Origin of the sequence: Collinsella sp. AM34-10, assembly GCF_003469185.1 — a bacterium.
Taxonomy (GTDB): Bacteria; Actinomycetota; Coriobacteriia; order Coriobacteriales; family Coriobacteriaceae; genus Collinsella.
Genome location: NZ_QSIL01000003.1, coordinates 219969 through 233590, shown reverse-complemented (window position 1 = coordinate 233590; position 13622 = coordinate 219969). Strand labels below are relative to the sequence as shown.

The 13622-nt window shown below is 62.2% G+C and carries 9 protein-coding genes; 6 read left to right on the top strand and 3 right to left on the bottom strand.

Annotated features, from left to right (window positions below; all coding sequences use genetic code 11):
- Window positions 1–27: 27 nt before the first annotated feature.
- From def to gltX, 3 genes are all read right to left on the bottom strand, one after another.
- Window positions 28–564, bottom strand: coding sequence for a peptide deformylase (def, locus tag DW823_RS04415; RefSeq protein WP_118080600.1), 537 nt, complete (start codon window positions 562–564; stop codon window positions 28–30).
- Between the two features lie 18 nt (window positions 565–582).
- Window positions 583–3036, bottom strand: a complete 2454-nt coding sequence (priA, locus tag DW823_RS04410; protein WP_233542983.1) for a primosomal protein N' — start codon at window positions 3034–3036, stop codon at window positions 583–585.
- Window positions 3037–3125: 89 nt separating this feature from the next.
- Complete coding sequence (gene gltX / locus DW823_RS04405; protein ID WP_118080596.1) at window positions 3126–4601, bottom strand: glutamate--tRNA ligase; 1476 nt, start codon at window positions 4599–4601, stop codon at window positions 3126–3128.
- Window positions 4602–4937: 336 nt separating this feature from the next.
- Between gltX and metK the strand changes: the two genes are divergently transcribed.
- The 6 genes from metK to DW823_RS04375 all read left to right on the top strand — a co-directional run bounded on the left by metK (window position 4938) and on the right by DW823_RS04375 (window position 13569).
- Window positions 4938–6218 carry a methionine adenosyltransferase gene (gene metK, locus DW823_RS04400; RefSeq protein ID WP_118080594.1) on the top strand — a complete coding sequence of 427 codons (1281 nt, stop codon included), beginning with the start codon at window positions 4938–4940 and terminating at the stop codon, window positions 6216–6218.
- Window positions 6219–6528: 310 nt separating this feature from the next.
- Window positions 6529–8136, top strand: a complete 1608-nt coding sequence (gene sdaAA, locus DW823_RS04395) for an L-serine ammonia-lyase, iron-sulfur-dependent, subunit alpha (RefSeq protein ID WP_118080592.1) — start codon at window positions 6529–6531, stop codon at window positions 8134–8136.
- Window positions 8137–8286: 150 nt separating this feature from the next.
- The gene (locus DW823_RS04390) at window positions 8287–10041 is read left to right on the top strand and encodes a L,D-transpeptidase (protein ID WP_118080589.1); all 1755 of its coding nucleotides are present in this window, start codon (window positions 8287–8289) and stop codon (window positions 10039–10041) included.
- 128 nt (window positions 10042–10169) lie between these two features.
- Entirely contained in the window at window positions 10170–11585 is a 1416-nt protein-coding gene (locus DW823_RS04385; protein ID WP_158567266.1) for an efflux RND transporter periplasmic adaptor subunit, read from the top strand.
- Window positions 11585–12358, top strand: coding sequence for an ABC transporter ATP-binding protein (locus tag DW823_RS04380; protein WP_118080585.1), 774 nt, complete (start codon window positions 11585–11587; stop codon window positions 12356–12358). The genes DW823_RS04385 and DW823_RS04380 overlap by 1 nt, the downstream gene beginning before the upstream one ends.
- On the top strand, window positions 12355–13569 hold the full coding sequence (locus DW823_RS04375) for an ABC transporter permease (protein ID WP_118080582.1): 1215 nt from the start codon (window positions 12355–12357) through the stop codon (window positions 13567–13569). The genes DW823_RS04380 and DW823_RS04375 overlap by 4 nt, the downstream gene beginning before the upstream one ends.
- Window positions 13570–13622: the final 53 nt, after the last annotated feature.

Sequence of the window (13622 nt, the reverse complement as noted above, 5' to 3'; positions counted from 1 at the left end):
TAGGCGGGCGCCCCGGGGACGGACGACCTACTCCGTCTCGCCCGGTCGAGCGCCGCGAGCCAGGGCGTCCTGGTACTCCTTGACGGCCTTGAGCCTCTGCATCGGCTTGAGTCGCTCGAACATGGTGTTGCCGTGCAGATGGTCAATCTCGTGCTGCAGACACACGCAGAACAAATCGCCCGTGGCCTCATAGCGAATCAAGTTGGCATCCAGGTCGTACGCCTCGACGATAACGTGATCGGGACGCTCGATCTCGCAGCTAATGCCAGGGATGGACAGGCAGCCCTCGCTAAACGGCACCAGATGGTCGCTCTGCTCAACAATGACAGGATTGATGAGCACGTACGGATCGTAGTCGTTCTTGTCGCTGTAGTCACAGTCAATGGTGACGAGCTGGATGAGCTCGCCGATTTGCGGGGCAGCCAGGCCGCAGCCGCCGTTCTCGAACATCATCTTCTTCATCTTCTCGGCAAGCGCCTCGATCGCCGGGGTGATCTCCTCGATGACGGCGCACTCCTGACGCAGACGAGGGTCGGGCGACAGTACGATTCCGTTGGCTTCCATGGCCATCCTTTCGGGTTGTTACATCAAATCATAGGCGTCGACGTCAACGCTCACGCTCACGCCGCGCACGGAGCCCACCTCTTTGAGGCAGGCGTCGATATCATCAGAGACATGGTACCCTACGGGCGACTTCACAAGCAGGTGGAAGCGATAACGGTCCTTAGCTCTCTCGATTACACATGAAGCCGGGCCCAGCACCTGCGGCACCGCGCTGCCCGCCCGCAAAAAGTCGGGAGCGGCGGCATGCCATCGGCGCTTGAGCAGCTTTGCGATGCGCCCGATATAATCCTGTGCATCGTCGCGGCTTGCCGACCACACCAAAATGTTGACCAGGCGCACGAAGGGCGGATACAGGGCGTCGCGGCGTTGGTCCAGGTCGAAGTCGGTAAAGATCGAGCGGTCGTGCTCGGCGACGGCGCGAATGACCGGGTCCTCGGGCAGGTAGGTCTGGATGACGACCTCGCCAGGGCGATCGCCGCGTCCGGCACGACCGGCGACCTGCTCCAGCAAATCGTAGGCGCGCTCCCCCGCTCTAAAATCGGGCAGTTTTAACGCAAAATCGGCATTGACTACACCCACGAGCGTGACCTCGGGAAAGTCGAGGCCCTTGGCAATCATCTGGGTACCCAGCAGCACCGCGCAATCGGCGGCATCGAACTGCTCGAGCAACTTCTTATGCGCGTCCTTGCCACGCGTGGAATCAGCGTCCATGCGAATGATGGCTACATCCTCGGGCAGCATCTGGTGCAGCGCATCCTCGATCTGCTGCGTGCCCAGACCCATTTTTGCCAGGTAACGGCTGCCGCACTTGGGGCAGCGACTCGTGGGCGCGGGATAGGGCTGCACGCGCCAGGACGAACCACAGGTGTGGCACTGCAGCGTATGGGTGCGCTCGTGGTACGTAAGCGCCGTAGAGCAGTGGTTGCAGGTGGGGACGCAACCGCACTCGCGGCACATCAAAAACGGCGCAAAACCGCGACGGTTATGCAGCAGCACAGCCTTCTCGCGGCGCTCTACAACGCGCTCCAAACCTTCCATCAGCGGTTTAGAGAACATGGAGCGGCTGCCGTGCGAAAACTCGCGGCGCAGGTCGGCAATGCGGACCGTGGGTAGCACGGCGTGTCCCGGGCGCTCGGGCATCTCGACGCGCGTCCAGGTGACACCGTTGTACGTGCCGCGGCGGCAGCGATCGAGGGCCTCGGCAGAAGGCGTGGCCGAGCCCAGCACGAGCGGGCAGCGATAGCGGCGCGCCATCTCGGCCGCCACCTCGCGCGCATGGTAGCGCGGACTGGAGCCCTGTTTGTAGCTGGTCTCGTGCTCCTCGTCGATGATGATGAGGCCCAAATCGCTGAGCGGGCAAAAGAGTGCCGAACGCGCGCCGACGACAACGCGCGCGGCACCACTGGCGACCATATCCCACTGGTCCAGACGCTCGCCGGCCGAAAGGCGCGAGTGGAAGACCGCGACCGTCTCACCGAAGCGCGAGCGGAAGCGGCCGACGGTCTGGGCCGTCAGCGAGATCTCGGGCACGAGCACGCAGGCCGAGCGACCGGCCGCGAGCACACGCTCGATAGCGGAGAGGTAGACCTCGGTTTTACCGGATCCGGTGACGCCATCGACAAGGACCACGTCGCCGTGGGCGTCAAGGCGCGCGCGTTCAATCTGCGCGAGCGCCTGCTGCTGGCCGTCCGTGAGCGCGACCGGCGCCTTGCCGCTTGCCGAGGACAACGTGGTCTGCTCGCTGCAGCCACGCCAGGCGCGGCGCTCCTCCACCACCACGACGCCGCGTTTTTCGAGCGCCTTGATGGTCGCCGACATACTGTTGTAGAGCAGGTTGAGATCGCGCGTCGTGACCGGGCCGCACTGGAGCGCCTCGATGAGCTGACGCTGACGAACGGCGGTCTTGGGCGGCGTATAGTCGAAACCCTCAGGCGTGAGCATGACCCAGCGGTTTTGAATAGGCTTGACGGCTGGGCGCTCAACCGTCCACGCCCCGTCATCGCCCTTCACGACACGCGGGCTGCCGCCCGGAGGCAAAAACAGACGCAGGCATTCGGAAAGCGTCGCGACATACTCGCGGCTCATCCAACGCGCAATGCGGGCGGTCTCGGCGCCAAAGAGCGGTTTGCTGAGGATGGCCTCGACGGGCTTGATGCGCACTGGATCAAGGACGGTGTTTCCTTGCAGCTCGCCCAGCCCAGACGCAATGTCGACGATATAGCCAGCGGCCGCACGGTTTCCAAAATGAACTAGGACGGTGGAGCCGATCTGGGCCTCATTGGCAAGGGACTGCGGAATGCCGTAGGCGAACGGCTCGGACAGCGCACGGGTGGGAATGTCGAGGACCACGCTCGCATAGGCGGAAACGGGCTCGGGCGCAGGCGCGGGCTTGGCCTGCTTGGCCGTGCGGACAGGCTTTACGGAAGCCCGCTCGGGTTCAGGCGAACCAAACAGTGACAGTTGCTCGGCCATGGTCTCTGTACCTCCCATCCCATACGTCTTGAGAAACAAGAGCCCCACTCGTGGTGAGCGGGGCTCGGATACATGCGTTTACGCGACTGTTACAACGCCATCGTGCGGGCGCGGTCGATGCGCGCCAGGCAGTCGTCGCGGCCGACGAGCGCCATGGTCTCGCCCAGCGGAGGGCTCACCATGTTGCCGCAGACGGCGACGCGCACGGCCTGGAACACCACGCGCTTCTTGAGGTCCATCTGCTCGGGCAGCGGCTCAAGTGCGGCATCGATGTTCGCGGCCGTCCATTCGTCCACGCCCTCGAGCGCGGTCTTGGCGGCATCCAGAATGGCACCCATGCCCTCCTTGGCCAGACCCTTGTTGACAGACTTCTCGTCATACTCGAGCGTCTCGGCCGTGGCAAAGATAGGAGTGGCGACGGTCGCGGCGTCGGCCGGCATCTTGGTGCGCGGCTTGACGATGGCGGCAAGCGCGTCGATCCAGTCCTCGCCGTACTCGACGTTGCCCTCGATGAGGCCTGCCTCGTGCAGCTCGGGGACCATGATCTCGTCGGCAAACTGAGCATCGGACATGCCGTTGATGTACTCGGCATTGACCCAGTCGAGCTTCTTGGGGTCGAAGGTCGCCGGGTTCTTGGAGATGCGGTCGAGCGAGAACTTGCTGGCCAGGACATCGCGCGGGATGATCGTGGTCTCGCCGTCGAGCGACCAGCCGAGCAGCGCCAGGTAGTTGACGAACGCGTCGGGCAGGTAGCCGGCATCACGGTACTCCTCCACCGAGGTGGCGCCATGGCGCTTGGAGAGTTTCTTGCCGTCGGCGCCCAGGATCATGGAGATGTGGGCGAACGTGGGCACGGGCGCGCCGAGGGCCTCGTAGACCATGACCTGGCGAGGGGTGTTGGAAAGGTGGTCATCGCCACGGATAACGTGGGTGATCTTCATCATGGCGTCGTCGACGACGGTCGCAAAGTTATACGTGGGCGTGCCATCGGAGCGGAAGATGACAAAGTCGTCGAGCTCCTTGGCGTCGAAGGTCACCTCGCCATGGACGGCATCGTGGATGACGACGTCGCCGCGGTCCTCGGGAACCTTGATGCGCAGGACGTAGGGCTCGCCGGCCTCGATGCGGCGGCGTGCCTCCTCGGGATCAAGATCGCGGCAGCGGCGCTGATAGCCCTGGAAGGGGTCCTTGCGCTCCTGGGCGGCCTTGCGATCGGCGTCGAGCTGCTCCTTGGTGCAGAAGCAGGGATAGGCCTTGCCCTCGTCCCAGAGCTTCTGGGCGGCCTGCCTGTACAGGTCCAGGCGCTCGGTCTGGGCGTAGGGGCCAAAGTCGCCGCCCACCTCGGGACCCTCGTCCCAGTCCAAGCCCAGCCAACGCATGGCGCGCAGGATGATCTGCGTGTTCTCGTCGGTGGAGCGGGTGGGGTCGGTGTCGTCGATGCGCAGGATGAACGTGCCGCCGTTTGCGCGGGCAAAAGCCCAGTTATAGATAGCGGTGCGGGCGCCGCCGATGTGCAGCTTGCCCGTCGGTGAGGGTGCAAAGCGGACGCGAACGTCTGATGCCATGGAAATCTCCTCGATTGCAGGATGGATGTCTAACTGCACCAGTATAAAGCAACAATGCGACCTCCGCACAAAGGGCATCGACCCACTCATTGGGGACAGGCTTAAATGACCAGTCTTTGGGCAACCTGTCGGCACTTAGGGACGTTACTAGGCTGGTCGTTTAAGACTGCTCGTTTAAGTCTGTCCCCAATGAGTTGGCTGGTCATTTAAGTCTGTCCCCAATGAGTAGGTGCGGAAAGGGTGTGAATGTTGGATTTACGCGCTATGATGTGCCCTTGCATACAGAGCCCGGCGGAATGGTAACGGTCGCCGGGACACGTTTTTGAAAGGACAATCATGTCAGAAGAACTTCGTTCCATCCCACCCCAACACGGGTCCTTTGTGTTTACGTCGGAGTCGGTGACCGAAGGTCATCCCGATAAGATCGCTGACCAGATCAGCGACGCCGTCCTCGACGCAATCCTCGCTAAAGAAATAGAGTTGCAGGAGCAGGGCTACATTGCGCCCAACGGCGTGCCCGCCAACGTTGAGAACGTCCGCTGCGCCTGCGAGACCCTCGTGACCACCGGCACGGTCATCGTTGCCGGCGAGATCCGCACCCAGGCCTACGTCGACGTACAGGAAATCGCCCGCGGCGTTATCCGCCGCATTGGCTACAACCGTGCCAAGTTCGGTTTTGACTGCGACACCTGCGGCGTTATGAGCCTCATCCACGAGCAGTCGCCCGATATCGCCCAGGGCGTTGACGAGTCCTTCGAAACCCAGACCGGCGCCACCACCGACCCGATCGACCTGATCGGCGCCGGCGACCAGGGCATGATGTTCGGTTATGCCTCCAACGAGACCAAGACCCTCATGCCCATGCCGCACTACCTGGCAAGCCGCCTGGCCGAGCGTCTGGCCGCCGTACGCCACGACGGCACCCTGCCCTACCTGCGCCCCGACGGCAAGACCCAGGTCACCGTGCGCTACGAGGACGGCAAGCCCGTCGAGGTCACGACCATCGTCATCTCCACGCAGCATGCCGCCGAGATCGAGGACATGGGCAAGATCAAGGCCGACCTCATCGAGCACGTCATCACCCCGGTCATGGCCGCCGAGAACATGCCGTGGGGCAACGCGGACATCTACGTGAACCCCACCGGTCGCTTTGTCGTGGGCGGTCCCATGGGCGACACGGGCCTCACCGGCCGCAAGATCATCGTCGACACCTACGGCGGCTACGGCCGTCACGGCGGCGGCGCCTTTAGCGGCAAGGACTGCACCAAGGTCGACCGCTCCGCCGCGTATGCCGCGCGCTGGGTCGCCAAGAACGTGGTCGCCGCCGGCCTGGCCGACCGCTGCGAAGTCGAGCTTGCCTACGCCATCGGCGTTTCCAAGCCCCTCTCAATCATGGTCGACACCTTCGGTACCGCGCATGTTGCCGAGGACAAGATCGTCGAGGCCGTAGAGAAGACCTTCGACCTGCGCCCGGGCGCCATCATCCGCGACCTAGACCTGCGTCGCCCCATCTACGAAAAGACGGCAGCCTACGGTCACTTCGGCCGCGAAGACGCCGACTTTACCTGGGAGAAGACCGACCGCGTCAACGAACTCAAGGCAGCCTGCGGCCTATAAATAGGTTCACAGAGCCCAGACAGCAAAGCATTAGAACCAAAAGAAGTACCGGCCCCAACCGGTACTTCTTTTTTTTCACGGTGGTGTGAATATTTCGATGCGCAATGAACAGCACGTCCCCAGCTGATGAATTTTGCAGCAAGCGTGCCCCTACCATGTATCCTAAGTTCCGAGGGCTTTGGTATTTGGTCGATCGCGAGTTCCGCACGAGCCGGAGGCCACTTAATGTGGCCTCCGTGCGAGCCAGGACTGTAGAGCAGGCGACCAAATACCAAAGCCCTCGGAACGACGGGATAGAACAGGAGCGCATATGGCAGGCAAGCCGCAAACACTAGCTACGACCTCGGCATTCGAGATCTTGGGCCCCATCATGGTCGGCCCCAGCTCGTCGCACACCGCCGGTGCCCTGCGCTGCGCCCAGGTTGCCGCCAGCCTGCTGGAAGGCCGCATCACCAAGGTCACCTTTGGCCTGTGGAACTCCTTTGCCCACACCTACCGCGGCCACGGCACCGATCGCGCGCTCGTCGCGGGTATCTTGGGCCTCGATACCGACGACGAGAACATCAAGCAGGCCTTTGACCTCGCACGCGAGCAGGGCCTCGACTATCACTTTGAAATTAAGGGCGACGACGCCTCCATCCACCCCAACACCGTCGACATCGACATGGTCGACGACACGGGCGCCACGGCACAGGTCCGCGGCGAGAGCCTTGGCGGCGGCAAGATGCGCATCAGCCGCATCAACGGCGTCGGCGTCGATATCTCGGGCATGTATTCCACGCTGTTCGTGGCGCACCAGGACGTTCCCGGCGTGCTCGCAGCGCTCACAAACCTGCTTGCCTACGCACACGTCAACATCGCCTTCTGCCGCACCTACCGCACCGAGGTGGGCGGCCAGGCCTATTCCGTCTTTGAGACCGACGGCGCTCCCGACGACACCGTCGTCCCCATGCTGCGCAAGCTCGACAATGTCGATTACGCCACGTTTATCGAGCTCCCGGGCTCGGCCTCGTCGCTCTCCCCCGGCGTCTCGGCCAAGGAGATCTTCGACGACGGCGAGCAGCTGCTCGATGCGTGCGCCGAGCTCGGCTTGAATATCGGTGCCGTCATGGCCGTGCGCGAGGCGCGTCTGACCGGCGAGGCCCATGCTATCGCAGCCATGCGCCGTGTGCTCGATGTCATGCGCGAGGAGACCACGGCCCCCATCGCTAATCCGCAGCGATCGCTCGGCGGGCTTATCGGCGGCGAGGCAAAACTCGTCGACGCCACCTGCCACAACGATTTGAGCACAAGCCTGATGGGCCCCGTTCAGACCGATGCCGTGGCCCGCGCGATGGCCGTGCTCGAGCGCTCCGCTACCATGGGCGTGATCGTCGCCGCCCCCACGGCAGGCTCCGCGGGCGTCGTCCCCGGCTGCGTGCTGGCGCTCGCCGATCACCTGCAACTCGACGACGAACAGGTCATGAATGCCCTCTACTGCGCCGCCGCCATCGGCCTCAACCTCACCACGAGTGCCTGCGTCGCCGGTGCCGAGGGCGGATGCCAGGCCGAGGTTGGAAGCGCTGCCGCCATGGCCGCCGCCGCGCTGGTCCAGATGATGGGCGGCACGCCCGAGCAGGCGCTCGACGCCAGCTCCATCGCGCTGAGCAACCTGTTGGGCCTCGTTTGCGACCCTGTGGGCGGCCTTGTCGAGGTGCCCTGCCAAAACCGCAACGCCATCGGCGTGGCCGCGGCCTTTAGCTCGGCGCAACTCGCCCTCGCCGGCATCAAGAGCCTGGTGCCGTTTGACCAGATGGCTCACGTGATGCTCTCAGTGGGCCACGCCCTGCCTGCCACGTTACGCGAGACAGCCAAGGGCGGCATCGCGCAGGCTCCGGCGGCACTCTCGGCGTGCGCAAAATGCGGAATATGCGGATAGCGAGCAAAAGCGAACGATAGGTGGGACATATGTCCCACCTATCGTTTATCGCCACTGTTTTCATAACACAAGCAACTGCGTAATCGCTATAATTCAAGCCCAGTTAAAACACGATGAGCCTCAAGGCGAAACTCGAAGGAAATATACACGATGTCGCAAATCGACCGCAGCCAACTGATTCCCAATCCGCAACAGCCCAGCAGGCAGCCCGGAGGAATCCAATCGCCGCGTCCCATCGCGCCAGCCCATGGCCAACAGCACGGCGCGGCAAACACCTCCCCACGCCCCAATCAGGGCCAGCATCAGCAGCGTCAGCAATATCAGCAGCACCAGCAGCGTTCCGCACGTGGCGCCGGTCACAACCAGGGCCCTTCGCACACTCGAGTTTCCAACAACCGCGGCCCCGCCGACAATCGCTCCGCAAAGGGCAATAAGACAGGCGGCAAGACGGCGCTCTTCGTCGTCCTCGGCCTTGTCGCTATCGTCTATATCGTGGGCGTCGTAGCGTTTTCGCAGATTGCCTACCCCAACACCACCATCGCTGGCGTCGATATCTCGTTTTCCAACGCCTCTTCCGCCGCCACCAAGGTCAACTCGGCCTGGAAGCACTACAAGCTCACCGTGTCGGGTGACAACTTTAGCTGGACCTATCAGCCTGAATCCGACGAGCCAATCGTCGACGGCGAGGCAGCTGCCCACGAGATTATCGGCAGCAACGAGCCGCTGCTGTGGCCCTCGCGCCTGATTGCCTCGCTCAGTGGCAAGAACGTTAGCGCGACCAAACACGGTACCATCGACCTGGAACAGGACGTCGACCTGTCCATGCTCTCGGACGCCTTTGATCAAAAGCAGTTCGAAGAGGATCTGGGTGCCGCCATCGACGCATTCAACGAAGGCCGCTCGGGCACCTTTGAGGCATCGAGCTCCTACGACGAGAAGGCAGGCAAGTTCACGATCGAGAAGGCCCGCTCCAACGAAAAGCTCAACCGCGAGCATGTCATTAAGTATGCGGAGATCGAGCTCGCGTCGCTGGCCGAGACCGTCGATCTTACGAAGCTCGGCAACGATGCCTACGAGCCGCTCAACGGCACGCTCACCAACGACCAGATCCAGGCCGCATGCGACGCCGCCAACAACTTCCTGGGCGTTAACGTGACCCTTAAGCTCAACGGCAACGATGCCGGCAAGGTCGACGGCAGCTCGGTGCTGCAGTGGATCAGCTTTGCCGACCCTGCAAACCCCACACTCGACACCTCCCAGATCAGCAACTGGGCAGCAGACCTCGCCAATGGCTTTAACACCGTGGGCTCCACTCGTTGGTGGACGCGCGCCGATGGCAAGCAATGTGCCGTCGAAGGCGGTGACTTTGGTTGGTCTATCGATAGCAGCACGCTTGCAAAGCAGGTCGAGGATGCTATTAACAACAAGCAGACCGGCGAGATTGAGATCAATTACTCCCAGAAGGCCGACACCTTTACCGCCAAGGGCGAGCCCGATTGGAAGGCGTATATCGACGTCGACCTGTCCGAGCAGCACGCGCGCTACTATGACGAGAGCGGCAATATCGTTTGGGAGGCCAACTTTATTTCCGGCAAACCGGGTGAAGACGCCACCCCCGAGGGCGTGTGGCAGATCAACAGCAACGACGGCGCCACCAAGCTTATCGGCGCCAAGGACCCCAAGACCGGTAAGCCCAAATACGAGAGCCCGGTGAGCTATTGGATGCCGTTTGAGGGCAACATGGTTGGCTTCCACGACGCCACCTGGCAAAACGATTCGAGTTTCGATAGTGCCGAATCGTACAAGTGGTGCGGTAGCCACGGCTGCATCAATCTGCGCCTGGCCGATGCCAAGGCACTGCACGATTGCATCAAAGTCGGTCTGTGCGTGGTCGTGCACTCATAGCGCATCACACGCGACACAATATAGTCCAGCGCCGCCTACCTTTCATTGCTGAAAGAAACGCGCCTATGCGCCCGCTCCAACCGGTGGGCGCATATACTTATCGCGGTATGTTCTATAAAGGAGACGCTATGTCGAATGTCCCCACCATCACCCCGGGCCCCAACGATACCGGGCGCGTGCCGGAAGGCGCAACCCAAACGCTGCCGCTTATCACAAGCGCTCCCACGGCACGTCAACACAGCAACGAGCAAGGTGGCGCCGGGATATCCGACGATGAGGCCTACGCCAAGCTCAAGGCGAAGCGTGCCGAGCGTCGGCGCAAAAAGCTCATCCGACGCGGCATCGCTGCCGGCATCGTGGGCGGCATGATTCTGATAGCCATTATTGTGAGCGTTATCCTCACCTCGCAGCCGCAATCTGCAGGTGGACCTGTTACCGACATGGTCATGGAAGGCACCTTTACCACGACCGTCGAGGCAAAAGGACAGCTCAAGCCTATTTCGGCCTCAGTCGTCTCCCCTTCTGTCGACGGTACGGTAGCATCGATCAACGTGCAGGCCGGTCAGAGCGTCAACGAGGGCGACGAGCTCATGACCATTAAAAACGACGAGCTCGACAACGCCGTTGCCGAGGCGCAACGCGCGGTCACGGCCGCCCAGGAAGACCTGAAAAACGCACAGACGGCGCTCGCCGCCGCACAGGCAGCACCGACATCGGATGCCGATGGAGCAACCGCCTCGACGGATGCAACCGCCAACGCCAGCGCCGTCACGAGCGCCCAGCGCAATCTCGCCTCGGCCCAGGCAACCCTGGACCAGGCAAACGCCAAGGCGGCCGAACGCACCGTAAAGGCCCCCAGCTCGGGTAGCATCGTCGAGCTCAACGCCAAAGTGGGCGCTACGGTGACCGGAGGCATGGTCATGGGCGAAGGCGACACGAGCGGCGGCAAACAGTGCATGCAGATCGCCGATCTCTCCAAGATGAAGGTCACCGTTCAGGTAGGCGAAAAGGATATCGCCAAGATCGCTGTGGGCCAGAGCGCCAACGTTACCTATCCTGCGTTTCCCGATATCGTGAGCCAGGGCACCGTCACGGCTATCGCATCGGTGGCAAACTCCGACGCCGCCAACGGTGGTGGCGGCAGCAGCGTGACCTTTAACGTCGACATACTCATCGAGGCACCCGATAGCCGCCTTAAGCCCGGTATGACTGCCGAGGTCTCGGTGGTAACCGAACAGCTTGACGACGTGGTCATGGTGCCCACCATGGCGCTGATGACCGAGGACGGCGAGCGCTATTACGTCAATCTGGCCACCGATGACGAAGGCAAGGAAACGCGCCGCGTGAAGGTGACCGTCGTGACGCAAAACGACAACGACGCCGTGGTCGGCAAGACGCAGGTCAAGCGCGACGACCAGGGCAACGAGATCAACCCTAACGTGCCTGTTACCAAGCTGCGCGATGGCAACACCATCGTGGTGGATACCGGCGCGGGCATGACGGCAGACGGCGGCGACGGCATGCCCGCCGACGAGGGCATGTAATGCGCCCCGTCATTGACATCCGCAACGTGCACCGCATCTTTGAGAGCGAGGCCGGTTGCGCTCACATTCTGCACAATGTGAGCCTGGCGGTAGACCCCGGTGAGTTCGTCGCCATCACCGGCCCCTCGGGCTCGGGCAAGTCGACGCTCATGAATATCCTGGGTTGCTTGGACAAACCGACGGCGGGCGACTATTACCTGCAGGGGCTCAATGTCGCCGAACTCGACGATGATGAGCTCACCGAGGTGCGTGCGCTGAGCATCGGCTTTGTCTTTCAGAGTTTCAATCTGCTGCCACGTCTGTCGGTTATCGAAAACGTCATGTTGCCGCTGTCCTACACCAATGTGCCGCGCAGTCAACGCGAAATGCGCGCCGTGCACGCGCTGCAAGCCGTCACACTACCGGTCGACCATTGGGACCACCGCATATCAGAACTCTCGGGCGGACAGATGCAGCGCGTCGCCATCGCGCGCGCCCTCGTCAACGATCCGCCCATCATCCTGGCGGACGAGCCCACGGGAAACCTAGACTCGGCAACCGGGGCACTCGTCATGGAAACCTTCCACAAGCTCCAAGAGCGCGGTAAGACCGTTGTGCTCATCACGCACGACCCGGGCATTGCCGCCGAGGCCGACCGAGCCGTGACCATTCGCGACGGGCGAATCCATGACGGCGCATATATCACGCATGTGCCGTATACGCTACACGGGGCCGTCAGCAGCCTACCCGCGATTGATGTACCTTCTACACCGTCGAAAGGAGCGAAGGCATGAGCACCCGCGATCTTGTCCAAGAAGCCCTGCACTCGCTCGAGGCCAACAAGGGACGTAGCCTGCTCACTATCCTAGGTATCGTCATTGGCATCGCCTCGGTCATAGCCATGACCTCGCTCATCGGCGGCATCCAAAACAGCCTGGTCAACAGCTTGGGCCTCAACGCGGCCCGCATGGTGCAGATCTACTCGTCCCAAGAGCTCACCGATTCGGATGTTGAAAAGCTACGAAAAATGGTGCCGCAAATTGAGCAGATCGGCATCGTCGACAGCGCCTATTCCGAGTACAGAGTTGGAGATAAGAGCTATACCGTCATGGCACAGGGCGTCGATAGCGACATGCTCGACGCCGTGGGCGCCAGCAAGATCGTCGCCGGTCGCACCTATAGCGACATCGAGTCCAAATCCGGCGCGCACGTGGCGCTCATTGGCCGCGGCGGCGCCGATCAACTGTACGGCAACGAACAGGACGCGATTGGCAAGACCATCAAGGTTTCGAGCGGAGACGTACAGATCATTGGCGTCATCGACGGCGGCAACGACTCCATGGGTTCGCTGAGCCTGTACATGCCACGAGCAACGATCTCCGAGCTCTACGGCGATGACAATCCGTCGTTTCCCAGCGTGACGGCACTCGCCGCCGAGGGCACCGATATGGACGAGCTCTGCAAGACGATCGAATCCAAAGTTCGCAGCATGAAGGGTATCTCGGAGGACGACGATTATGAAAGCGTGTCGGCAAGCTCCATGAAGAGCGCTATCGATGCCCTCAACTCCTTTATGGGCGCCTTCTCGCTCATCATGGGCGCGGTTGCCGGCATATCGCTGCTTGTGGGCGGTATCGGCATCATGAACATGATGCTCACCAACGTGACCGAGCGCATCCGCGAAATTGGCATTCGCCGCGCTCTGGGCGCAAGCCGACGTGACATCACCGCCCAGTTTTTGGCCGAATCCTCGGCGCTGTGCATCACCGGCGGCATTTTAGGTGTCGTGATTGGCTATCTGCTGGCCTGGGGGCTCACGTTCTTTGCCGCCAACTCGGGCATTATGAGCGAGTTCGGAGCCACCGGGACGATTACGCCGAGCTTCTCCATTACAACTGTGCTGCTCGCGTTTGCCGTATCGGTCGGCATCGGCGTGATCTTTGGCTTCTACCCCGCCCGCCGCGCCGCAAAACTCGATCCGGTCGAGTGTCTGCGCTATCAGTAGAACCTCTACCCTGAGTTGCGGTGAAATAGGGACTGTTTAGGCCGCTAGAAGAC